Raw genomic sequence first — 21,810 nt, forward strand, 5'->3', positions numbered from 1 at the left:
CGCATCGCGCCCGCAGGCCCTAGTTAGATCGGATTGACAGGAGAATTTCGCATGGGTTTCGGTTCCCCCCTGCATTGGATCGTTCTGGTCCTGGTCGTCGTGCTGTTGTTTGGCGGCGGTCGCATCTCGGGTTTGATGGGCGACGTCGCCAAGGGCATCAAGAGCTTCAAGAAGGGGCTCGCGGATGACGAGGACGAGACGGCGGCCTCGGCCAAGCCTGCGCAGCGGATCGAGCAGCGTCCCGTGGCCGCTGGCGAGCAGACCGCGACGCGTGACGAGCAGAAGCTCGATAGTTGATCTCACTGCGCTGACACGGCGGGTCGCCTGCAATGTTTGATATCGGCTCGTCCGAGCTGCTGCTGATCATCATCGTGGCGATCGTCGTGATCGGCCCGAAGGATCTGCCGCGCGCGCTCTACAAGGTCGGGCAGGTGGTCGGGAAAGCGCGCGGCATGGCGCGTCATTTCCGCACAGGCCTCGATGCCATGGTCCGCGAGGCGGAGCTGGAAGAGCTGCAAAAGCAATGGGCCCGCGAGAATGAGCGGATCATGCGCGAGACGCAGCTGCCTGGCATGAGCACGTCCGCGCCCGCGTCCGCTTCCGCAGCGGACGGCGCGCCCGCGCCTGCCCTCGAGTCGCCCGGTGCTTCTCCGGAAGGGACATCCACCGCTGAGAGCGCGTCGCCTCCGGGCGAGGCAGTGCCGCCATCGCCATCCCTCGCCGGCACGGACCAGCCCTCGCTCCCGCTCGACGGAGGCACAGAGCCGCCCAAGGGGTCCGCAGCATGATGGACATCGACGAAAGCAAGGCCCCGTTGCTCGATCATCTGATCGAGCTGCGCAAGCGGCTGCTCGTCTGCGTCTGGGCTTTGTTCATCTCGGGCGGCATCTGCTATTATTTCGCCAGTGAAATCCTCGGTTTCCTGATCCAGCCGCTGAAGGACAGCTTCGGCCCCGGGCAGGGACGGTTGGTCTATACCAAGCTCTACGAGGCCTTTTTCGTGGAGCTGAAGGTTGCCCTCTTCGGCGCGCTGTTCATTTCCTTCCCGATCACCGCGAACCAGCTCTGGGCCTTCGTCGCGCCCGGCCTCTATGCCAAGGAGAAGCGGGCACTGCTGCCCTTCCTGCTGGCGACACCCGTGCTGTTCTTCGCGGGGGCGGCGTTCGCTTATTATCTGGTGATGCCGACCGCCTTTCATTTCTTCCTGAAATTTCAGGGCGAAGCGGGCGGGCTCGATGTCGAGGCGCTGCCCAGCATGGAGAGCTATCTCGGCCTCGTCATGCAGTTCATCCTGGCGTTCGGCATCAGTTTCCTGCTGCCGGTGCTGGTGATGCTGCTCAACCGGGCGGGCATCGTGACGCGCGCGCAGCTGATTGGCGCGCGGCGCTATGTGATTGTCGGCGCTGTCGCGGTGGCGGCCGTGCTGACGCCGCCGGACGTGATCTCGCAGCTCATGCTCGCGATCCCGCTGTGCCTGCTCTACGAACTTGCACTGATCGCGATCTGGTTCACCGATCGCCGCAGCGCGCGCGAACAGGCGCTGGCCGAAGTAGAATAGTTTTCCCGCAGATCTAGCGAAGCGACCGGCCGCTTTCGAGATATTCCCGTTTGATGTGCGATTCCGGCAGGCCGCGCGCCGTGCCCTCTTGGGATGCTTGCTGGACAGAGGCGGGCGCCGGGCTGGGGGAGCGGGGCGCCAGGTCGCGCATCGGCACCGTATCGGCGACTGGTAGGGCGGACAGGGCTGGCATCGCGAATGCCGCCCTGCGCGGATCGATATAGGCATTGGCGCCCGGCCCGTTCACGCTCTCGACGCCCGCATAGGATGCGCGGAACCGGGCGGGCAGGCCGGCATCGCCCGGCGCCCGGTAGAAGACGTGGGCGCCGATGATCGCGACGGGGTGCATCCGGCTCGCCCAGCCGGGAAACACCGTCATGGCATGATAGAAAGTCGCGTGGCCGGCGGGCGCGAAGATCGCGCCGCCGAGCGCAGCCTGCGCGACGCGGCGGGCCCTCAGCCAGCGGGCGGGCTCGGGCGCGCGCGCCATCGCGCCATTGCAGGCGAAGGTGAACTGGCAACGCAGGTCGTCCCGATCCGTGCCTTCGTAGACGACGCCGCAGACGCTGTTCGGCCAGTCCGGATGGCGCACCCGGTTGAGGATCACTTGCGCGATGGCGCGCTGTCCTTCCTCCGGCTCGTTGGCGCCCTCATAATAGATGGCGTTGGTGAGGCAGGAGAGGGCGCGCATCCGGTCGATGGCGGTGCGGCCGGCAAAGCGATGGGGCGCGGGCGGCGGGCCGATGTCGATGGCGAGAATGTGCCGGTTGCCGCGCCATTGCGGCGGCAGGCCGTCGGCACGGCGCGCTGCCTGATCCGCCGTCGGCATCAGGGCGCCTTCCGCGTAGAAATAGGCCGATCCGGGAAACGTCGCGCCCGGCTGTGCGAAGGAGGCCGGAGTGCCCGGGTCGGTGGGTTCAGGGCCTCCCGCGATCTCGCCTGCCGCCATGGGAATGAGCCGCAGACCCAGCGCCAGGACCGCGAACGGCGCGATCCAGCGCCAGACCGACAGGCCGCTGCGCGGCGCGAAGGCGTCGGCGTGCGGGCTCTGAATGGCAGGGACGATCGGTGGCATGGCGCTCCCTATCACAAGCGGCGTAAATTTTCCCGAAAGCCGTGCGCCGGGCACCGCGCGAACCGGCCGGGGAAGTCTGCCGGTGCGGCCCCGTGGGCGCACCGGTTCATGTGAGGGCAGCAGGCGCCCAATCTGCGCTTGCGTGGGCGCGCAATCTCCTTGCTTGCCGTCGGCGTGCGGGCATCCTACGTCAGAGCGCATGACCCTTCACAGCAACACGCTTTCCCTGATCGGCAACACGCCGCTCGTGCGCCTTGCCGGTCCATCGGAGGCAAGCGGCGCCGAGATTTACGGCAAATGCGAATTCATGAACCCCGGCGCATCGGTGAAGGACCGTGCCGCGCTCTCCATCGTCGAGGATGCCGAGGAGAAGGGGCAGCTCCTGCCCGGCGGCACCATTGTCGAGGGCACGGCGGGCAATACCGGCATCGGCCTGGCGCTGGTCGGCAATGCCAAGGGCTATCGCACGATCATCGTCATGCCCGAGACGCAGAGCCAGGAGAAGAAGGACACGCTGCGCGCGCTCGGCGCGGAGCTGGTTCTGGTGCCGGCCGCGCCCTTCTCCAATCCCGGCCATTTCGTGCATACCTCCCGCCGGATCGCCGAGGAGACGCCGAACGCGATCTGGGCCAACCAGTTCGACAATATCGCCAATCGCCGCGCCCATATCACCGGCACGGCCGAAGAGATCTGGGCGCAGATGGAAGGCCGGATCGACGGGTTCACCTGCGCGGCGGGCACCGGCGGCACCATCGCGGGCGTCGGGCTTGGCCTCAAGGAGAAGGACGAGCGCATCGCCATCGCGCTCACCGATCCGCATGGCGCGGCGCTCTATAATTATTATGCCCATGGCGAGCTGAAGGCGGAAGGATCGTCGGTCGCCGAGGGCATCGGCCAGGGCCGCATCACCGCCAATCTCGAAGGCGCGCCGATCGACACGCAGTTCCGCATTTCCGATGCCGAGGGCCTGCACTGGGTGGAAAAGCTGATGGGCGAGGGGCTGTGCGTCGGCCTGTCGACCGGCATCAATGTCGCGGGCGCCGTGGCGCTGGGGCGAGCGCTGGGGCCGGGCAGTCGGGTCGTTACCATCCTGTGCGACACGGGCCTGCGCTATCTTTCGACTCTCTACAATCGTGACTGGCTCGAATCGAAGGGGTTGACGCCATTCCCATGGCTGTCCAACTAATGATCGGGGTGGATCGGCCGCGTTGGGTAGCGTCGGCTGGCCGACCGGGAGTTTGAGCGTGGCTCAAAAAGGCGAAGTGCGCGCCCATCGCGAGGAACTGCAGCGTGTCCAGATCGGTCTTGTCGGTCTGGCGGCGGTGCTGCTGATCGTCACCCTTGCCAATCTCGTGGTGCAGACCGCGCGGGGAGACAAGTCGAGCAACGGTACCCCGGTGGTGATCGACGAGAGCGCGATCGGCATCGTGGTGCCCAATGGCAGCGGCAGTGCGCAGCCGAGCGCGAACGAGCCGCTCGCCGACCTTGGCGTGACGCCCACGGCGGACAGCGCGGCGGCACCCGCGCCCCAGTCCACTGCGCCAAGCGGTGCCGTGCCTGACCTCGAACCTGACCCGCGCCTGCGCGAACGCATGGACCAGGACGCCGATCGCACCAATTCCACGCGCTGATCCGGCCGTGCGGTTCCTCGCTTCGCCCCGGCGAGTCCTTCCTTCATTCCTGTTGACGCTGGCGGTGCCGGGTGGTGCGCTGCTGGCCGGCTTTGCTGGGTCCGCGTTGCGCACCGGCCGGCTCGATCCGCTGGACTGGCTGCTGCCGGGGATGGCAGCGGTGCTGCTGCTGGTCTGGTTCACGTCGGGCGGCCCGGGGTGGCTGCGGGCGGCCCGGGCGATGCTCCTCGTCGCCGCGCCGCTGCTGGCGCTCTTCATCCTTGCCGGCACCGGCTGGCCATGGGCCGGCATCGTCCTGCTGGTTGCCGGGCTGGCGCTGGCTGCAGGGGCGGGACTGGTTGCGGCGCGGAATGCCGGGAAGGCGCGGTGGCTGGCGCTCTGCGGGCTTCTCCTTCCGGCGATCGCCTTGCCCTCTCTTGCCGACGCGCTTGGCGGCGAGGGTGGCGCAAGGGGTGTGGCCGGGCCGGTGGGCGTCATGACGGCACTGCCGCTGCATGGTGCGGCGGTGGTGGCCGCGCCCGGCCATCCCTCGCTCGATTCGGTGGGGCTGCGCGCGCCGCTCTGGCTGTGGCTGGAACGGCATGGCCCGCTGCGCCCGATCGACGCGCTGGACCGGGCCGCGCTCGACGGGGTCGGCACGTTGCTCCTTGCCCAGCCGCGCGCGCTCGCGCCGGGTGAACTCCTGGCACTGGACGACTGGGTGCGGGCCGGCGGCCGTGCGGTGATCCTGGCCGATCCCCTGCTGCACTGGCACGATCCCCGGCCGCTCGGCCATCCCGCGCGGCCGCCGCTGACGAGCCTGCTCGATCCGCTGCTCGCGCATTGGGGCCTGCGCCTCGACATGGCGGAAAAGGCGGACGGGGCGGACGCTGTGGAGCGACGCCCTCTGGCATCGGGGTCGCTTCTTCAGCTTTCGGGCGCCGGGCGCTTCGAGCGGCATGGGAAAGGATCGGCATGCACGCCCGATGAGGCCGGGCTGATCGCGCGATGCCGGATCGGCGCGGGGCAGGCGCTGCTCGTCGCCGATGCCGACTGGATCAACGATGCCCTGTGGACGCTGGCGCCGGACCGGCCCGGCGATCTCGGGGCCTGGACCAGCGACGCACCACGCCTGCTGGAGATCTGGCTGCGCGGCGGGGACTCGCCTGCCGATCCGGTCACGACATGGCTGGCAAGCGGCGAGGCGCTGGTGCGTGGCCTGCGGGCGTCGCTGCTCCTGCTGCTCCTTCTCGCACTGGCGGATGCGCTGGTGGCGCGGCGCCCCAGTGGTTCCCAGCCCGCAAAAGAAATGAAGAGGGATCAAAGAAAGAACATTTCAAAAACATCAATCGATACAGGGTGAAGTCGGAGCGAGTTCCCCCATCTCAGCCCAGTTTTCCCAAGATTCTCCCTTCCGTTCCCCGGCGTCTCCTGCTAATTGGAAGCGTCAAGGGGCGCTCGTAGTGTGTGCGAGTCTGTTGCCCGGCATGCGGTTTCCCCGCTTGCCGGAACGGGAAGCGCTGCGCCCTGGCAGGGAGGCCTTGAGCGGGTGTCGTCGGCGGTTTTCATGGGCAACGGAGCAAGCGCCCTGGATGGGAAGGGGCGCTTTGCGCTGCCTATTTCCTTCCGCTCCGTGCTCAACGCCCATAGCGACGAGCCCGGATCGATGCTTGTTCGTGCCGAACCGCGCCGCAAGTGCATCACGCTGTTCGGGAGCAAGCAGGTCGATTTCTTTCAGGCAAAGGCTGACGAAACCGCGCAGATCGCCCTGACACGCGGTGACGATTTCGACCCCGATCAGGCTGCCGTGGACTTCTGGAGCACCATCAAGTCCGTGACGATCGACTCGGGCGGGCGCTTCACCCTGCCGCCCGCTTTCCGCCGCCTTTACGGCATCACCGACGGCGTGTTCATCGTCGGTGGCGGCCGTTTCGCACAGATCTGGGATCCCGAGCGCTATCTCGCGGAGAGCCCCACCAATCCGCTCGCGGTCGAGGAATGCGAGATGTTCCTCGAGGAGCTTCGTTCCAAGCGGGAGGGTCGCGCATGAGTGCGGCATCCCCCGCGAACCCGCCGGCCGCGCAGCACCGCCCCGTGCTGCTCGATGAAGTGCTCGACGCGCTCGCCATTGCCCCTGGCGAGTGGCATGTCGATGGCACTTTCGGTGCCGGCGGGTACAGTTCGGCGATGGCGGGGCGCGGCGCGCGCGTCTTCGCCATCGATCAGGACCCGGACGCCATTGCGGAAGGCCAGCCCGTCATCGCCGCGAGCGAGGGCGCGATCCGGCTGGTGCAGGGCAATTTCGGCGAGATGGACCGGCTGCTCGCGCATGAAGGCGTCGATGCCGTGGACGGCGTCACGCTCGATATCGGCGTGTCCTCGATGCAGCTCGACCGGCCCCGGCGCGGCTTCGCCTTCCGCTTTCCCGATGCCCCTCTGGACATGCGGATGAACCAGTCCGGCGAGACCGCCGCGGAATTCCTGAACCGGGTGGACGAGACCGTGCTGGCCGACATCCTCTACACCTATGGCGAGGAGCGCCAGTCGCGCCGGATCGCCCGTGCCATCGTCGCCGCGCGGCCGCTGGCGACCGTCGGCGATCTCGTCGGCGCCGTGCACCGCGCGATCGGACGGCGGCCCGGGGACAAGACCGATCCGGCGACGCGCACTTTCCAGGCGATCCGCATCCATCTGAACGGCGAGCTCGACGCGCTGGAGCGCGGGCTGGACGCGGCCGAGGCTGTGCTGAAGCCCGGCGGTCGCCTCGCCATCGTCACGTTCCACAGCCTCGAGGACCGTATCGTCAAGAATTTCCTGCGCGCGCGCAGTGGCCAGGAAGGCGCCGGTTCGCGCCACCGGCCGGAAGCCCGCGCCGCGCAGGCCCCCACTTTCCGCAAACCCGCCCGCGCCGTGCGCCCGGGCGAAGCAGAAATCGCCGCCAATCCGCGCGCGCGCTCCGCCACGCTTCGCAGTGCCGTGCGCACCGCAGCCCCCGCCCGCATCTCTCGACAGGGAGCAGACTCATGATCGCCATCAAGCGCCTGCAAAGCATCATGTGGATTCTCGTCGTCGCGATGGGCGCGCTCGCTGCTTATCTGATCAGCCTGCGCGTCGCGACCGAGCGGAACGCGGTCCATCATCTCATCGACCAGATCCGCTGGACGCGCTCGGAGATTCGCTATCTGGAGGCGGAGTTCGGCGCGCGCGCGAGCCTGCGCCAGCTCACGGCCTGGAACCAGAACGACCTGCGCCTCTACGTGCCGGGCCCGGGTCAGTATCTGCCCGACGAGCGCGCGCTCGCCAATCTGGAAGGCATGGCGCCGGTGGGTGACGGCTACGCGCCGCCGCCGGTGATGGTCGCCATGGCGAAACAGGATGAGGCCGCGCCGGTCGAGCTGGCCGCCGCCGCGCCTGCGCCGACCCCGGCCGCCGCGCCGCGCAAGCCCAGCACGGAGGTGCGTGCCCCCTCGGAATTCGCGCTGATCCGCACCGCGTCGGCTGCCGAGCCCGTGCCCGGACGCGTCAACCTCGCCGACACCAGGCCGTTGGCAAAGCGGACCGACAAGGCCGCCGTCCGGCCCGACCCCGCCGCGCGCAAGACAGCACGCCTCGCGCTGCTGGACGAGAAGCTGCTCGGGGGCACGGCCTTCGCCAGCGGCGAGGGCAAGGTGCGCTGATGGCAACCATCCTCGCGCAGCCGGAGCCGCGCCCCAATCACGGCAAGGCCGTCGATCTCGTCTCCGTTGCGCATGGCCGTCTCATGCTGGTGCTGCTCATCTTCGTGGCGATCACCGGTGTGATGACGGTGCGCATGGCATGGATGGGCGTGGATGCCGGCGTGCAGCATGAGCGGTCGATCAGCCCGCTGCCCGTGCCGCGCCGCGCCGACATCGTCGACCGCAACGGCGTCCCGCTGGCGCGCGACATTGACGGCTATGCGATCGCGGTGCGCCGTGACAGGCTGCTTGGCGACCCCCGCGAGCTGGCCGTGAAGCTGCACGAGATCTTCCCCGACCAGACGGTCGGCTATTTCTATAAGAAGCTGACCTCGGGCAGCCAGTGGAACTATCTGCGCACGCGCGCCCTGCCGCGCGAGGTCGCCGCGGTGAATGCGCTGGGCGAGATCGGCATCGAGTTCCCCCGCGAGCCCGAGCGGCTCTATCCTCAGCGCACGCTCGCGGCGCATCTGGTCGGCTTCGTCGATCGGGACGGACATGGCGCGATGGGCGTGGAGCGGGCTTTCGACAATCGCCTGCTCGACGCGCAGATGCGCGGCAAGCCGCTCCAGCTCTCCATCGACACGCGCGTGCAGGCGGCGCTGGAGGACGAGCTGACGCGCGGCATGGAGGACCAGCGGGCGAAAGGCGCGGTCGGCCTCGTGCTCGATTCGCGCAATGGCGAAGTGGTCGCCATGGCCTCCCTGCCCACATTCAATCCCAACCGGATCGACCCTGTGCCGGCGCCGCCGCCGGTCATGGGCGCCGACGGCAAGCTGCGCCCCGGCCGCATCACCTGCGACATGTCGCCGCGCTGCAATCGCGTGGTGCAGGCGCGCTATGAGCTGGGCTCCACCTTCAAGCCGCTCTCCTTCGCCATCGCCATGGACGCGGGCGTGATCGTGAGCATGACCAAGCGTTATGACGCGACCGCGCCGCTGCCCGTCGGCCGCTTCACCATCAAGGACGATCATCCGCTCGGCCGCTGGCTCACCGTGCCCGAGGCGCTTGTCCATTCCAGCAATATCGTCACCGCCCGCATCGCCGACGAGATGGGGCAGGCGCCGCTGGAGCGCGCCTATCGCTCGTTGGAGTTCGACCGGCCCGCCAGCGTCCAGCTGCGCGAGCAGGCCGGCACGCTGTTCCCGGCCAAATGGTATCGCACCACGATCATGACCACCGCTTATGGCCATGGCATCGCGGTGACGCCGATGCATCTCGCCAGTGCCTATGCCGCGCTGGTCAATGGCGGCATGTGGCATCCCGCCACGGTGATCCGTCGCGCGCCAGGCGAGAAGATCGATTCGCGCCGCGTGTTCAGCGAGGCGACCAGCGCACGGATGCGCCAGCTGCTGCGCATGATCGTGCAGACCGGCACCGGCCGCAATGCCGACGCCGCAGGCTATCGCGTCGGCGGCAAGACCGGCACGGCCGAGAAGCCCAAGGACGGCGGCTATGCCCGCCGCTCGCTGGTTTCGACCTTTGCCTCCGCCTTCCCGATGGAAGACCCGCGCTATGTCGTCGTGGTGATGATGGACGAGCCCCAGGGCAGTGCCCGTTATCCCGGCATCCGCACCGCGGCCTATACTGCGGCGCCGGTCGTCAAGGCGTTCGTCTCACGTGTGGGGCCACTCCTCGGCGTCTATCCCGAAGCCAACCGGGACGTCGACATTTCCGAGTTGATGCCGCTGGTCGAAGGGGACAAGGAGGCCGAATGATGCGTCTCTCGACCTTTCTTCCCGACCTCGAGTCCGCTGCGGGCGACGCGGCGGTGAGCGGCTTCGCCATCGACCATCGCAAGGTGGCGCCCGGCACCATTTTCGGCGCTTTCCGGGGCGCGCGGCTGAATGGCGAGGACTTCATCCCGGCCGCCGTCGCGGCCGGGGCGATCGCGGTCGTCGCGCGGCCCGAAGCGAAGGTCGAAGGCGCTGTCCACATCGCCGACGAGGATCCGCGCCGCCTGTTCGCCGCGCTCGCCGCGCGTTATTATGCGCCTTATCCCGAGACGGTGGTGGCGGTGACCGGCACCAACGGCAAGACATCGACGGTGGAACTCACGCGCCAGCTCTGGCGGATGCTCGGGCACAAGTCCGCGTCCATCGGCACGCTGGGCGTCACCACCTCGGTCGATCAGGTGTCGACGGGCCTCACCACGCCGGACATCGTGACGTTCCTTTCCAACATGGCTGGCCTCGCCCGGGAAGGCATCACCCATGTCGCTTATGAGGCATCGAGCCACGGGCTGGCGCAATTCCGCAGCGAGGGCCTGCGCATCGCTGCCGGCGCCTTCACCAATCTGAGCCGCGATCATCTCGATTATCACGGCACGATGGAGCATTATTTCGCCGCGAAGATGCGCCTGTTCGACGAGGTCGTGGCGCCCGACGGGACGGCAGTGGTCTGGGCGGACGACGAGCGCTCGGGCGCGGTGGTCGAGCATGCGCGCGCGCGCGGCCTGCGGGTCGTCACTGTCGGCACGAAGGGCGAGACGCTGCGCCTTGCCGGCCGCACGCCGACCCAGCTCGGCCAGACGCTGCTGATCGAGGCGGAAGGCGCCACGCACAAGGTGGAGCTGCCGCTGATCGGCGCCTATCAGGCCGCCAATGCCCTGACCGCCACGGGCCTCGTGCTGGCGACGGGCGGCGCGCTCAGGGACGTGCTGGGCCTGCTCGCGCGGGTGCAGCCGGTGCGCGGGCGGCTGGAACGCGCGGTCATCACGCGCGTCGGGGCGCCGGTCTATGTCGATTATGCCCATACGCCCGATGGCCTGCGCGCCGCGATCGAGGCGCTGCGGCCGCACACCCGGGGGCGGCTCATCACGCTGTTCGGTGCCGGCGGCGACCGGGACGCGGGCAAGCGGCCGCTGATGGGGCGCGTGGCCAGCGAGCTCAGCGACATGGTGATCGTGACCGACGACAATCCGCGCAGCGAGGAGCCGCAGGTCATTCGTGCCGCGATCATGGCCGGTGCGCCGGACGCGCGCGAGATCGGCGGACGCCGTGCCGCCATCGCCGCCGCCATCGCGGAAGCGGGGCCGGACGATATCGTCCTGCTGGCCGGCAAGGGCCATGAGCAGGGGCAGATCATCGGCGACAGGGTGCTGCCGTTCGACGACGTCACGGTCGCACGGGAATGCGCCGCATGACGCCATTGTGGACATCCGAGGCGATCGCCGAAGCGACTGGCGGGACGGCTAACTCGTCCTTCGACGTGACCGGCGTGGCCTTCGACAGCCGCGAAGTGGCGCCTGGCGACCTTTTCGTCGCGCTGCGGGGCGAGCATGCCGACGGGCATGACTTCATTCCCATGGCGCTGGCGGCGGGCGCGGGCGGCCTGCTGGTCGAGCGCGAGGTGAACGGCCCCTTCGTCAAGGTGGCGGACGCCGCGCGCGGCCTCGAGGATCTGGGCCGGGCGTCGCGTCGTCGCACGGGCGCGCGCATCATCGGCGTCACCGGATCGGCCGGCAAGACCGGCACCAAGGAAGCGCTCTACCGTGCCTTCGACCGAATGAGCTTCGGCGGCGCGCACCGTTCGCTCAAGAGCTACAACAATCATGTGGGCGTGCCGCTCAGCCTCGCGCGGATGCCGGCGATGACGCGCTACGGCATCTTCGAGATGGGCATGAACCATGAAGGCGAGCTGCGGGCACTCAGCCGCATGGTTCGCCCGCATGTGGCGATCGTCACGACCATCGCGCCGGCGCATATCGAGTATTTCGGCAGCGAGGAGAAGATCGCCGATGCCAAGGCCGAGATCTTCGAGGGGCTGACAAGCGACGGCACTGCCATCATCCCGGCCGATTCCCCCCATGCCAGCCGGCTCTACAATGTCGCTGCCCGCCATGCCGCGCGGATCGTCACCTTCGGTCTGCGCGCCGGCGCGGACGTGCGCGTGGTGGAGGAGGCGCCCTCTGCGCGCGGCGGCACGCTGGTGACGGCCCAATTGCGCACCGCGCGCCTCAGCTTCACGGTCGCCATGCCCGGTCGCCACTGGGTGAGCAATGCGCTGGCGGTGCTGGCAGCCGTGGAGGCGGTCGGCGGCGATCTTGCCCAGGCCGGGCTGGCGCTCGCCGAAATGAACGGCCTGCCGGGGCGCGGCGCACGGCGCACGCTGCGCACGGCCGATGGCGGCGAAGCGCTGCTGATCGATGAATCCTACAATGCCAACCCCGCCTCCATGGCCGCGACGCTGGCGCAGCTCGGCGAGGAGCGGGGCGAACGCCGCATCGCCGTGCTGGGCGCAATGAAGGAACTCGGTGCGCTGTCCGAGAGCCTGCATCGGGGCCTCGCCGATGCGGTGCGGGCGGCCGGCGTCAGCCTCGCCGTGCTGGTGGGTGACGAGATGGCGCCGCTGGCCGATGCGCTGGCCGGCGATGTGCCCGTGGAGCGGGCGAAGGATGTGACGGACGTGCTCGACTTGCTGCCCGGCCGCCTGCGCGGCGGCGACGTGATCCTCGTCAAGGGGTCGAACAGCATCGGGCTCTCCCGCCTGGTCGACAGGCTCGCGGCGGAAGAGGTGGCGGCATGATCTACTGGCTTGCCGAGCAGCTCAATTTCCCCGGCGTGCTCAACCTGATCCGCTACCTGACCTTCCGTGCCGGCGCTGCCATCATCACGGCGCTGCTGATCGGCCTCATCATCGGCCCGCGCTTCATCGGCTGGCTGCGCGTGCGGCAGGGCAAGGGCCAGCCGATCCGCGACGACGGGCCGCAGACGCATCTCGCCAAGCGCGGCACGCCCACCATGGGCGGGCTGATGATCCTCACCGCGCTGATGCTCTCGGTGCTGTTGTGGATGAACGTGGCATCCATCTATCTGTGGGCCTGCCTGCTCGTGACTCTGGGCTTCGGCGCCATCGGCTTCATGGACGATTACGACAAGGTGACCAAGGCGAGCCACAAGGGCCTTTCCGCCCGCATGCGGCTGCTCGCCGAGTTCGCCATTGCCGGCCTCGCGACCTGGCTGATCGTGCGGCACAACGGCACGATGCTCTATCTGCCCTTCTGGAGCGGCGGCGCGATCGATCTCGGGCCGCTCTACTATCTCTTCGGCGCGTTCGTGATCGTCTCCTTCGGCAATGCGGTGAACCTGACGGACGGGCTGGACGGCCTCGCCTCCATGCCGGTGATCGTCGCCTGCATGGCCTTCATGCTCATCGCCTATCTGGTCGGGCGCGCGGACTATGCCGCCTATCTCGGGATTCCGCATGTGCCGGGCGCGGGCGATCTGGTCATCCTGTGCGGCGCGATCGTCGGCGCGGGGCTGGCGTTCCTGTGGTTCAACGCGCCGCCGGCGGCCGTGTTCATGGGCGACACCGGCAGTCTTGCGCTCGGTGGCACGATCGGGGTGATCGCCGTCGTCGCGCATCACGAGATCGTGCTGGCGGTGATCGGCGGCCTGTTCGTGATCGAGGCGCTGTCCGTCATCATCCAGGTGTTCTTCTACAAGCGCACCGGCAAGCGCGTGTTCCGCATGGCGCCCATCCACCATCATTTCGAGCAGCTCGGCTGGGCGGAATCGACTGTCGTCATCCGCTTCTGGATCATCTCCTTCGTGCTCGCGCTGGCGGGCCTCTCCACGCTGAAGCTGCGATGATCGTCTCGGACGCCTTTGCCGGCAAGCGCTATGCAGTCCTCGGTCTCGCCCGCTCCGGGCTGGCGACGGTGGACGCGCTGGCGGCAAGCGGCGCCTGGGTGATCGCCTGGGACCAGCGGGAGGACGCGCGCGCGCAGGTCGCCGGCAAGGCCGTGCTGGGCGATCCCATGGAAATGGACCTCAATGGGCTGGACGCGCTGGTCGTTTCGCCCGGCGTGCCGCTCAATCGCCATCCGGTCACATGCCGGGCGCGCGCGGCCGGCGTGCCGATCATCGGGGATATCGAGCTGTTCGCGCTTGCGCGGCCCACTTTGCCGCCGCACCGCGTGGTCGGCATCACCGGCACCAACGGCAAATCGACGACCACCGCGCTCATCCATCATATCGTGCGGGTCGCCGGCCTGCCGACGCGCATGGGCGGTAATATCGGCCTGCCCATCCTCGCGCAGGATCCGCTCAAGGCGGGCGGGGTCTATGTGCTCGAACTGTCGAGCTACCAGATCGACCTCACCTTCACGCTCGACTGCGACGTCGCGGTGCTGCTCAACGTCACGCCCGATCATCTCGATCGCTATGCCGATTTCGATGCCTATGTGGCGTCCAAGGTGCGTCTGTTCGGGATGCAGTCCCCGGACCATACCGCCATCGTCGCAGTCGACGACGATGTGACGCGCGACGTGGCGGCAGGGCTCCCGCGTGCCCGGCGCGTTTCGGCGGCATCCGTCGATCCCGCGATGCAGGCCCGCTGGCCCGCCCTGCAGGGACCGCACAATGCGCAGAATGTCGCGGTCGCGGTCATGGTCGCGCAGGCGCTCGGCATCTCTGACGCCAATGTCGGCGCGGCGCTCGAAAGCTATGCCAGCTTGCCGCACCGCATGCAGCGCGTGGCGGAGATCGACGGCGTGCTCTACGTGAACGACAGCAAGGCGACCAATGCCGCCTCGACCGCGCCGGCGCTGGCCGCCTGGCCCGCGATCGGGGGGCGGCCGCGCATCCACTGGATATTGGGCGGCCTTGCCAAGAGCGAATCGCTGGACGAGTGCGCCGCCGGTTTCCCCAATGTCGCCCATGCCTACACGATCGGCGAGGCCGGGCCGCTGTTCGCCCGGCTGCTGGGCGAGGCCGATGTCCCCGTGACCGAATGCGAGCTGCTGGTCACTGCCGTTGCGGAAGCGGCTGCTCGCGCGCAGGCTGGTGATGTCGTGCTGCTATCGCCGGCCTGCGCATCCTTCGATCAGTTCCGGGATTTCGAGGCGCGCGGGGATGCCTTCGCGGCAGCCGTCGCCGCGCTGGGCGAGAAGACGCCTGCGGGGGACAGCCGATGAGCGACCAGAGCGACGAGGGTATCACGCTGATCGACGGCGGCGCGCCGCGCCAGCCGCGCTTCGGCCAGCTCGACATGGCGCTGGCGCCGCTGCGCGCCCGCCCCGGCCGGCCGCTGCCGCGCGAACGCACCGCGCTCGCCATCTGGTTCTGGGAAATCGACCGGGTGCTGCTCGGCCTCATCGTGGTGCTGATCGCCATTGGCCTGGTGGCCGTGGCGGCCGCTTCCCCGGTCGCCGCCGCGAAGCTCTCCGGCCGCGGCAACGAGCTGACGCCGCTCTATTTCTTCTATCGCCAGCTCATGTGGATCGGCCTCGGCCTGCCCATCATGGTGGTGATCTCCATGCTGCCCCGCCCGCAGGCGCGCCGGCTGGCGGTGGCGCTGGCGCTGGTCTTCGCCGCCTTTCTTCTGCTCGTGCCGTTCGTGGGCACGACCGTGAACGGCGCGACGCGCTGGTTCGGCAGCGGCGCCTTCCGCTTCCAGCCCTCGGAGTTCCTCAAGCCCTTCTTCGTGGTCAGCATCGCCTGGCTGCTTTCCCTGCGCGCGCGCGATCCCTCGCTGCCGGTGATACCACTGACCGGCATGCTGACCGGCATCGTCGCGCTGCTGCTCATGCGCCAGCCCGATTTCGGCCAGACGGTGATCTTCTGCGCGGTGTGGGCCGGGCTGCTGCTCATCGGCGGCGCATCGATGCGCATCATGGCGGGGCTGGGCTGCGTGGGCCTGGGCCTTTTCGTGCTCACTTATCTCTTCTACGAGAATGGCCGCGACCGCATCGACGCGTTCCTGTTCCCGGTCGCCGATCCTGCCGCGGGGCCCGATCAGGTGCAGCTCGCCCATGCCACCATCACGCGCGGTGGCCTGACCGGCGTTGGCCCGGGCGGCGGCACGGCCAAGTTCAACCTGCCCGAGGCGCATACCGACTATATCTTCTCCGTGATCGGCGAGGAATTCGGCCTCATCGCCTGCATGGCGATCGCGCTGGTCTATCTCGCCATCGTGGTGCGCGTCCTGCTGCGGCTGCTGGACGAGGAAGACCCCTTCGTCATTCTCGCGACCGCCGGGCTGGTCATGGTGATGGGCTTCCAGGCGATCATCAACATGGGCGTCAACATCCATATCTTCCCCTCCAAGGGCATGACGCTGCCCTTCATCAGCTATGGCGGCTCCTCGATGATCGCGCTGTGCGCCGGGGTGGGCCTGTTGCTGGCATTCACGCGGCGCAATCCGTATATGGCGCGCTCACCTTATGTCGTGACATGGAGCGGCCGATGAGCATCTTCCGCCACTATGTGCTGGCGGCGGGCGGCACCGGGGGGCACATGCTCCCGGCCCATGCCGTCGCCCAGGAACTGATGGCACGCGGCCACCGGGTGGCGCTGGTGACGGACGAGCGCGGAACGAGGATTCCCGGCATCTTCGAGGATGTGCAGACGCATGTCCTGCCGGCCGGGCGGATGAGCGGCGGCCCTTCCGGCTGGTGGAAGGGGTTGAAGGCGATCCGCGAGGGCCGGGCCATGGCGCGCCGCCTCTACGAGACGTTCGAACCCTCCGCGGTTGTCGGCTTCGGGGGCTATCCGGCGCTGCCCGCCCTGCTGGGCGCCTTTGCCGAGCGCATCCCGACCGTGATCCACGAGCAGAATGCCGTGCTGGGCCGCGTGAACCGGCTGGTCGCGGGCAAGGTGAACGCCATCGCGACGGCCTATCCTGAAGTCCGGCGCCTCGCCGGGCGCCACGCCGGCAAGGTGCATCTCGTCGGCAATCCCGTGCGCGAGAGCGTGCTCGCCCTGCGCGAGGAGCCATTCCCCGTCTTCTCGGACGAAAGCGTGCTGCGCTTGCTGGTGACGGGCGGGAGCCTGGGCGCGAGCATCCTCTCCGATGTGGTGCCCGCCGGCCTCGCCCTGCTGCCCGTCAGCCTGCGCCGCCGCCTGCAGGTGACGCAGCAGTGCCGGCCGGAGGACATCGAGCGCGTCCGCGCCATTTATGCGGAGATGGAGATCCCCGCCGATCTCGCCACTTATATCGACGACATGCCGACCAAGCTCGGCTGGTCGCATCTCGTCATCGCGCGGGCCGGCGCCTCGACCATCGCGGAACTGACCTGCGCCGGCCGCCCCGCCATCCTCGTGCCGCTGCCTATCGCGACCGACGATCACCAGACCTTCAACGCGCGGGAGCTGGCCAGGACCGGCGGCGCCCGGCTCATCCCCCAACCCAAATTCACGCCAGCGGAACTCGCCAAGCAAATGCAGAAACTCGCCATGGAACCCGGCGCCCTCCAGAATGCAGCCGCGCGCGCCCGTGCCGCCGGTTTTCCCGACGCGGTCAGGGACATGGCCGATCTCATCGAGAGCTTCAGCCCCGCGCCCCAGACGATCGACACGGTGCGCGTCGAGACCCCGGCGATGCCCGGCCTCGCGGGAGCAGGCGCATGAAGGGCGTCGGCACCGACATCGGCACGATCCATTTCATCGGCATCGGCGGCATCGGCATGTCCGGCATCGCCGAGGTGATGCACAATATGGGCTACACGGTGCAGGGCTCCGACGTGGCCGAGGGCTATGTCATCGCGCATCTGCGCGAGCTCGGCATCAAGGTGATGATCGGCCATGACGCCGAGAATCTGGGCGATGCCGCCGTGGTCGTCACGTCCACGGCGATCCGGCGCGGCAATCCGGAAGTGGAGCTGGCGCTGGAGAAGCGCGTGCCGGTCATCCGCCGCGCGGAAATGCTCGCAGAGCTGATGCGCCTTAAGTCGACCATCGCGGTCGCGGGTACGCACGGCAAGACGACGACGACCTCCATGGTCGCCGCGCTGCTGGACGCCGGCGGCATCGACCCCACCGTCATCAACGGCGGGATCATCAATAGCTATGGCTCCAACGCCCGGCTCGGCTCGTCCGACTGGATGGTTGTGGAAGCCGACGAGAGCGACGGCAGCTTCCTGCGGCTCGACGGCACGCTCGCCGTCGTCACCAACATCGATCCCGAGCATCTCGACCATTATGGCTCGTTCGATGCCGTGAAGGACGCCTTCGTCGAGTTCGTGGAGAATGTGCCTTTCTACGGCGCGGCGATGCTCTGCCTCGATCATCCCGAAGTGCAGGCCATCCTGCCGCGCGTGCAGGACCGGCGGATCGTGACCTACGGCTTCTCGGCGCAGGCGGACATCCGCGGCGAGAATGTCCGCCCCGTGCCCGGCGGCAACATGTTCGACGTGCAGATTCGCGAGCGTGACGGATCGGTGCGGCGCATCGAGGACATCACCATGCCGATGCCCGGGCGGCACAATGTGCTCAATGCCATGGCGGCCATCGGCGTCGCGCTGCAGATGGGCATTGCGGACGCGACCATCCAGTCCGGCTTCGCCAGCTTCGGCGGCGTTAAGCGGCGCTTCACGCGGGTGGGCGAGATCGCGGTGGACGGCGGCGAAGCCGTGGTGATCGACGATTACGGCCATCATCCGGTGGAAATCCGCGCCGTACTCGCTGCTGCGCGGGAAGGTGCGCAGGGCCGCGTCGTCGCGGTGGTGCAGCCGCACCGGTTCACGCGGCTGCGCGACCTCATGGACGAGTTCCAGCAGGCCTTCAACGATGCCGACATCGTCTATGTCACGCCGGTCTACCCGGCGGGCGAGCAGCCCATCGACGGCGTCGATGCCGAGGCGCTGGTCGCCGGGCTCAAGCGCCGGGGCCATCGCGCGGCCCAGACCATCCAGAGCGCCGAGGCGCTCGCTGCCGATCTCGCCGGCGAGGTGAAGGCGAACGACATGATCGTCTGCCTGGGCGCGGGCGACATCACCAAATGGGCCGCCGGCCTTGCCGGTTCGGTCAACGCGCTGCGCAAGGAGGTGGCCTGATGTGGGAGTTGATGCGCATCGGCCTCGAAATGCAGGAGCGCATGATCGAGGCGCAGAGCAAGGGGCTGGACGTCGCGCGCTCGATGATGGACGCCGCCGAGAAGCAGGGCGACGTCGCCCGGTCCGCGCTCGACATGGGCGAGGCCATGAACCGCGCCGGCAAGGCGCAGGCGGACCTGTTCGACCGCTGGATCAATTTCTGGAGCGGCCGTCTTTGATGAACGCGGCCGCCCTCATGCCCGATCTGCCGCCGGTGCGTGGGAAGCTGACGGCGCATGCGCCGCTGGCCCCGCTCGTCTGGTTCAAGGCGGGCGGCGCGGCTGACTGGCTGTTCGAGCCGCAGGATGCGGACGACCTTGCCGATTTTCTTGCCGCGCTCGACCCGGCGGTGCCGGTGATGGCGCTTGGCCTCGGCTCCAACCTGATTGTGCGGGACGGCGGCGTGCCGGGCGTCGTCGTGCGGCTGGGCAAGGCCTTCGCACGGGTCGAGCGGCTGGACGCGACAAGCCTGCGCTGCGGGGGCGGGGCTTCCGGCATCCTCGTCTCCTCCACGGCGCGCGACGCGGGCATCGGCGGCCTTGAGTTCCTGCGCTCCATTCCCGGCACGGTCGGTGGCTTCGTGCGCATGAACGGCGGCGCTTATGGCCGCGAAGTGAAGGACATCCTTGTCGAGGCCGACATCGTGCTGCGCACCGGCGAACGGGTGACCCTGCCGCTCGATGCGCTGGGCTATACCTATCGCCACAGCGAACTGCCCGAGGGCGCGGTGGTGATCGCCGCGACGTTCCGTGGTCATCCCGAGGCGCCGGAGACGGTGCAGGCGGAGATGGACCGCATTTCCGCCGCGCGCGAGGCGAGCCAGCCGCTGCGCAGCAAGACCGGCGGCTCCACCTTCAAGAATCCTCCCGGCGAGAAGGCCTGGGCGCTGGTCGACCGCGCCGGCTGCCGGGGCCTGACGCTGGGCGGCGCGCAAGTGAGCGAGAAGCACACCAATTTCCTCATCAACACCGGAGACGCGACGAGCGCAGAGATCGAGGCGCTCGGCGAGGAAGTGCGCCGCCGCGTGAAGGCGGAGAGCGGCGTCACCCTCGAATGGGAAATCCAGCGCGTCGGCCGTGCGGCGGAAGGGGACGGCGCATGAGCGGTCCCTGGAAAGTCGCGGTGCTGATGGGTGGCTGGTCCGCCGAGCGGGAGGTCTCGCTGAGCAGCGGTGCGGGCATCGTCAAGGCGCTGGAGGAACGCGGGCACAGCGCGATTCCCATCGATCTGGGTGCGAGCCCGGCGGAAGGGCGCGACCTGCCCGCCAAGCTGATCGCCGCCGATCCCGACATCGTGTTCAACGCGCTGCACGGCGTGCCGGGCGAGGACGGGACCGTGCAGGGGCTGATGGACATCATGGGCTATCGCTACACCCATAGCGGCCTTGCCACGTCGGTCATCGCCATCGACAAACAGCTCACCAAGCAGCATCTGGTCCCGCACGGCATTCCCATGCCCGGCGGGCACATCGTGGCGAGCGAGGATCTGTTCGCGGCTGACCCGCTGCCGCGCCCTTATGTGGTGAAACCGGTCAACGAGGGGTCCTCGGTCGGTGTCGCGATCGTCACGGCCGAGGGCAATTACGGCAATCCCATCGGGCGGGACGTGAAGGGGCCGTGGCAGGAATTCGACGAGCTGCTGGCCGAGCCGTTCATCCGGGGGCGCGAGCTGACCGTCGCGGTGCTCGGCGACCGGGCTCTCGCGGTCACGGAACTGAAGCCCAGGAGCGGCTTCTACGATTATGACGCGAAATATACCGACGGCATGACCGAGCATGTCTGCCCGGCCGATGTGCCGGCGGATATCGCGCAGGCGATGATGGACATCGCGCTGCGCGCGCACCGGCTGCTCGGCTGCAAGGGCACGTCCCGCTCCGATTTTCGCTGGGATGACGAGCAGGGCGTCGAGGGCCTGTTCCTGCTGGAAGTGAACACCCAGCCGGGCATGACGCCGCTCAGCCTCGTGCCCGAGCAGGCCCGGCATCTCGGCATGAGCTACGGCGCGCTGGTGGAAGCGATCATTGCGGACGCGCTGGCGGAAGGCACGCCGGCCAAGGGAGCGAAGGAATGAGCACGGCAACGATCAGGCGCGGATCGGGACGCGGCGCGCGATCGGGCTCGAGCGGCGCGGGCAACCGCCGGCCGCGGCGCGGCAAGAGCACGATCGACCGGCTGATCGGTCTCGTGCCGCTGTCCCCCGAGCAGATCGCGAAAGCGATGACGTGGGGCATCGCGCTGGTGGTGCTGGTGCTCCTGTGGGTGGCGGCGCGCTTCCTCGGCCTGCCGGCGATGATCGGCGCGGAGATCAGCGAGCTGGCCGGCCGGGCGGGCTTCGCCGTCACCAAGATCGAAGTGCATGGGCTCGATCGCATGGACCAGATGCCGGTGACCGACATCGCGGTCAAATATGTCGATCGCTCGATGCTTTCCGTCGATCTGGACAAGGTGCGCGGCGAGGTCATGAAGCTCGGCTGGGTGAAGGACGCGCGCGTCTCCCGCCGCCTGCCCGATGCGCTGATCGTGGACGTGATGGAGCGCCAGCCGGTCGCGGTGTGGCAGCATGACGGTCAGCTCAGCCTCGTCGATGCCACCGGCGTCGCGCTGGGCGGCGTCGATCCCGATGCCATTCCCGATCTGCCGCTGGTCGTCGGCCCGGATGCGAACCTCAAGACCGCCGCGCTCGCGCGCCTGATGGATTCCGCTCCCGCGCTCAAGCCGATGCTGGCGGGTGCGACCTGGGTGGGCAATCGCCGCTGGGACCTGCGCTTCCAGTCGGGCGAGCAGCTTCTCCTGCCGGAAGGCGAGGCCGAGGCGGCCGCCGCCCTCGTCAACTTCGCGCGGATGGACGGCGTGGACCGGCTGCTCGGCCGGGGCGTGCTGCGCTTCGACATGCGCGATCCCTCGCGCTTCGTGCTGCGGCTGCCGCCCGGCCAGAGCAAGACGGATGCACCCACGGTGACGTCCGCGCCGACCAGTCGGGCGGTCGTGACGGATGGCGGCGATGCGGGGACCACTCAGGCGACGGAGGGCTGAAGC

Annotated in this window: 22 protein-coding genes; 21 read left to right on the forward strand and 1 reads right to left on the reverse strand. The window is 68.7% G+C overall.

The genetic code is table 11. The features are described from left to right. The first annotated feature begins 51 nt into the window (after nt 1–51). The 3 genes from HNP60_RS02675 to tatC are packed head-to-tail and all read left to right on the forward strand — an operon-like array spanning nt 52 to nt 1,558. Nucleotides 52–297 (forward strand): twin-arginine translocase TatA/TatE family subunit, encoded by a 246-nt coding sequence (locus HNP60_RS02675; protein WP_184149900.1) that lies wholly within the window; start codon nt 52–54, stop codon nt 295–297. A 32-nt stretch (nt 298–329) separates the two neighbouring features. Continuing rightward, on the forward strand, nt 330–788 hold the full coding sequence (gene tatB / locus HNP60_RS02680; protein WP_184149903.1) for a Sec-independent protein translocase protein TatB: 459 nt from the start codon (nt 330–332) through the stop codon (nt 786–788). Beyond that, on the forward strand, nt 785–1,558 hold the full coding sequence (gene tatC / locus HNP60_RS02685) for a twin-arginine translocase subunit TatC (RefSeq protein ID WP_184149906.1): 774 nt from the start codon (nt 785–787) through the stop codon (nt 1,556–1,558). Before tatB ends, tatC begins: the two co-directional genes overlap by 4 nt. A gap of 13 nt (nt 1,559–1,571) precedes the next feature. Here tatC and HNP60_RS02690 read toward each other — a convergent pair whose 3' ends face one another. Continuing rightward, nucleotides 1,572–2,633 carry a cell wall hydrolase gene (locus tag HNP60_RS02690; RefSeq protein WP_184149909.1) on the reverse strand — a complete coding sequence of 354 codons (1,062 nt, stop codon included), beginning with the start codon at nt 2,631–2,633 and terminating at the stop codon, nt 1,572–1,574. Nucleotides 2,634–2,832: 199 nt separating this feature from the next. Between HNP60_RS02690 and HNP60_RS02695 the strand changes: the two genes are divergently transcribed. From HNP60_RS02695 to HNP60_RS02780, 18 genes are all read left to right on the forward strand, one after another. Then, the gene (locus HNP60_RS02695; protein WP_184149912.1) at nt 2,833–3,819 is read left to right on the forward strand and encodes a cysteine synthase A; all 987 of its coding nucleotides are present in this window, start codon (nt 2,833–2,835) and stop codon (nt 3,817–3,819) included. 58 nt (nt 3,820–3,877) lie between these two features. After that, entirely contained in the window at nt 3,878–4,264 is a 387-nt protein-coding gene (locus HNP60_RS02700) for a hypothetical protein (protein ID WP_014074908.1), read from the forward strand. Between the two features lie 52 nt (nt 4,265–4,316). Further along, nucleotides 4,317–5,606 (forward strand): DUF4350 domain-containing protein, encoded by a 1,290-nt coding sequence (locus HNP60_RS02705; RefSeq protein WP_184149914.1) that lies wholly within the window; start codon nt 4,317–4,319, stop codon nt 5,604–5,606. Nucleotides 5,607–5,810: 204 nt separating this feature from the next. Then, nucleotides 5,811–6,293, forward strand: coding sequence for a division/cell wall cluster transcriptional repressor MraZ (locus tag HNP60_RS02710; protein ID WP_041391689.1), 483 nt, complete (start codon nt 5,811–5,813; stop codon nt 6,291–6,293). Next, nucleotides 6,290–7,270: a 16S rRNA (cytosine(1402)-N(4))-methyltransferase RsmH gene (gene rsmH, locus HNP60_RS02715; RefSeq protein ID WP_184149917.1), complete on the forward strand. Its 981-nt coding sequence runs from the start codon at nt 6,290–6,292 to the stop codon at nt 7,268–7,270. Before HNP60_RS02710 ends, rsmH begins: the two co-directional genes overlap by 4 nt. After that, entirely contained in the window at nt 7,267–7,920 is a 654-nt protein-coding gene (locus HNP60_RS02720) for a colicin transporter (RefSeq protein ID WP_184149920.1), read from the forward strand. Before rsmH ends, HNP60_RS02720 begins: the two co-directional genes overlap by 4 nt. Continuing rightward, entirely contained in the window at nt 7,920–9,677 is a 1,758-nt protein-coding gene (locus tag HNP60_RS02725; RefSeq protein ID WP_184149923.1) for a peptidoglycan D,D-transpeptidase FtsI family protein, read from the forward strand. Before HNP60_RS02720 ends, HNP60_RS02725 begins: the two co-directional genes overlap by 1 nt. Next, entirely contained in the window at nt 9,677–11,104 is a 1,428-nt protein-coding gene (locus HNP60_RS02730) for a UDP-N-acetylmuramoyl-L-alanyl-D-glutamate--2,6-diaminopimelate ligase (RefSeq protein ID WP_420825238.1), read from the forward strand. The genes HNP60_RS02725 and HNP60_RS02730 overlap by 1 nt, the downstream gene beginning before the upstream one ends. After that, nucleotides 11,101–12,486 carry a UDP-N-acetylmuramoyl-tripeptide--D-alanyl-D-alanine ligase gene (locus HNP60_RS02735; protein WP_184149929.1) on the forward strand — a complete coding sequence of 462 codons (1,386 nt, stop codon included), beginning with the start codon at nt 11,101–11,103 and terminating at the stop codon, nt 12,484–12,486. Before HNP60_RS02730 ends, HNP60_RS02735 begins: the two co-directional genes overlap by 4 nt. Continuing rightward, nucleotides 12,483–13,553 (forward strand): phospho-N-acetylmuramoyl-pentapeptide-transferase, encoded by a 1,071-nt coding sequence (gene mraY, locus HNP60_RS02740; RefSeq protein ID WP_184051007.1) that lies wholly within the window; start codon nt 12,483–12,485, stop codon nt 13,551–13,553. Before HNP60_RS02735 ends, mraY begins: the two co-directional genes overlap by 4 nt. Beyond that, on the forward strand, nt 13,550–14,878 hold the full coding sequence (gene murD / locus HNP60_RS02745) for a UDP-N-acetylmuramoyl-L-alanine--D-glutamate ligase (protein ID WP_184149933.1): 1,329 nt from the start codon (nt 13,550–13,552) through the stop codon (nt 14,876–14,878). Before mraY ends, murD begins: the two co-directional genes overlap by 4 nt. Nucleotides 14,879–14,952: 74 nt before the next feature. Further along, nucleotides 14,953–16,152, forward strand: coding sequence for a putative lipid II flippase FtsW (gene ftsW / locus HNP60_RS02750; protein WP_041392470.1), 1,200 nt, complete (start codon nt 14,953–14,955; stop codon nt 16,150–16,152). Further along, complete coding sequence (murG, locus tag HNP60_RS02755; RefSeq protein ID WP_184149936.1) at nt 16,149–17,312, forward strand: undecaprenyldiphospho-muramoylpentapeptide beta-N-acetylglucosaminyltransferase; 1,164 nt, start codon at nt 16,149–16,151, stop codon at nt 17,310–17,312. Before ftsW ends, murG begins: the two co-directional genes overlap by 4 nt. Beyond that, nucleotides 17,309–18,736, forward strand: a complete 1,428-nt coding sequence (gene murC / locus HNP60_RS02760; protein WP_184149938.1) for a UDP-N-acetylmuramate--L-alanine ligase — start codon at nt 17,309–17,311, stop codon at nt 18,734–18,736. Before murG ends, murC begins: the two co-directional genes overlap by 4 nt. After that, entirely contained in the window at nt 18,736–18,954 is a 219-nt protein-coding gene (locus tag HNP60_RS02765) for a hypothetical protein (RefSeq protein ID WP_014074921.1), read from the forward strand. The genes murC and HNP60_RS02765 overlap by 1 nt, the downstream gene beginning before the upstream one ends. Beyond that, a complete protein-coding gene (murB, locus tag HNP60_RS02770; RefSeq protein WP_184149941.1) occupies nt 18,954–19,877 on the forward strand; it encodes a UDP-N-acetylmuramate dehydrogenase in 924 nt (307 codons plus the stop codon). Before HNP60_RS02765 ends, murB begins: the two co-directional genes overlap by 1 nt. Further along, the gene (locus tag HNP60_RS02775) at nt 19,874–20,845 is read left to right on the forward strand and encodes a D-alanine--D-alanine ligase (protein WP_184149944.1); all 972 of its coding nucleotides are present in this window, start codon (nt 19,874–19,876) and stop codon (nt 20,843–20,845) included. The genes murB and HNP60_RS02775 overlap by 4 nt, the downstream gene beginning before the upstream one ends. Then, nucleotides 20,842–21,807, forward strand: a complete 966-nt coding sequence (locus HNP60_RS02780) for a cell division protein FtsQ/DivIB (protein WP_184149947.1) — start codon at nt 20,842–20,844, stop codon at nt 21,805–21,807. Before HNP60_RS02775 ends, HNP60_RS02780 begins: the two co-directional genes overlap by 4 nt. Nucleotides 21,808–21,810: the final 3 nt, after the last annotated feature.

The organism is Sphingobium lignivorans, assembly GCF_014203955.1.
Classification (GTDB): Bacteria; Pseudomonadota; Alphaproteobacteria; order Sphingomonadales; family Sphingomonadaceae; genus Sphingobium; species Sphingobium lignivorans.

Coding starts and splice junctions, on each gene's coding strand:
- HNP60_RS02725 (WP_184149923.1), top strand. CDS start 7,920: ATGGCAACCATCCTCGCGCAGCCGGAGCCGCGCCCCAATCACGGCAAG.
- HNP60_RS02675 (WP_184149900.1), top strand. CDS start 52: ATGGGTTTCGGTTCCCCCCTGCATTGGATCGTTCTGGTCCTGGTCGTC.
- murG (WP_184149936.1), top strand. CDS start 16,149: ATGAGCATCTTCCGCCACTATGTGCTGGCGGCGGGCGGCACCGGGGGG.
- murD (WP_184149933.1), top strand. CDS start 13,550: ATGATCGTCTCGGACGCCTTTGCCGGCAAGCGCTATGCAGTCCTCGGT.
- rsmH (WP_184149917.1), top strand. CDS start 6,290: ATGAGTGCGGCATCCCCCGCGAACCCGCCGGCCGCGCAGCACCGCCCC.
- HNP60_RS02690 (WP_184149909.1), bottom strand. CDS start 2,633: ATGCCACCGATCGTCCCTGCCATTCAGAGCCCGCACGCCGACGCCTTC.
- HNP60_RS02765 (WP_014074921.1), top strand. CDS start 18,736: ATGTGGGAGTTGATGCGCATCGGCCTCGAAATGCAGGAGCGCATGATC.
- tatB (WP_184149903.1), top strand. CDS start 330: ATGTTTGATATCGGCTCGTCCGAGCTGCTGCTGATCATCATCGTGGCG.
- HNP60_RS02780 (WP_184149947.1), top strand. CDS start 20,842: ATGAGCACGGCAACGATCAGGCGCGGATCGGGACGCGGCGCGCGATCG.
- HNP60_RS02720 (WP_184149920.1), top strand. CDS start 7,267: ATGATCGCCATCAAGCGCCTGCAAAGCATCATGTGGATTCTCGTCGTC.
- murB (WP_184149941.1), top strand. CDS start 18,954: ATGAACGCGGCCGCCCTCATGCCCGATCTGCCGCCGGTGCGTGGGAAG.
- tatC (WP_184149906.1), top strand. CDS start 785: ATGATGGACATCGACGAAAGCAAGGCCCCGTTGCTCGATCATCTGATC.
- ftsW (WP_041392470.1), top strand. CDS start 14,953: ATGGCGCTGGCGCCGCTGCGCGCCCGCCCCGGCCGGCCGCTGCCGCGC.
- HNP60_RS02775 (WP_184149944.1), top strand. CDS start 19,874: ATGAGCGGTCCCTGGAAAGTCGCGGTGCTGATGGGTGGCTGGTCCGCC.
- murC (WP_184149938.1), top strand. CDS start 17,309: ATGAAGGGCGTCGGCACCGACATCGGCACGATCCATTTCATCGGCATC.
- HNP60_RS02735 (WP_184149929.1), top strand. CDS start 11,101: ATGACGCCATTGTGGACATCCGAGGCGATCGCCGAAGCGACTGGCGGG.
- HNP60_RS02695 (WP_184149912.1), top strand. CDS start 2,833: ATGACCCTTCACAGCAACACGCTTTCCCTGATCGGCAACACGCCGCTC.
- HNP60_RS02710 (WP_041391689.1), top strand. CDS start 5,811: ATGGGCAACGGAGCAAGCGCCCTGGATGGGAAGGGGCGCTTTGCGCTG.
- mraY (WP_184051007.1), top strand. CDS start 12,483: ATGATCTACTGGCTTGCCGAGCAGCTCAATTTCCCCGGCGTGCTCAAC.
- HNP60_RS02730 (WP_420825238.1), top strand. CDS start 9,677: ATGCGTCTCTCGACCTTTCTTCCCGACCTCGAGTCCGCTGCGGGCGAC.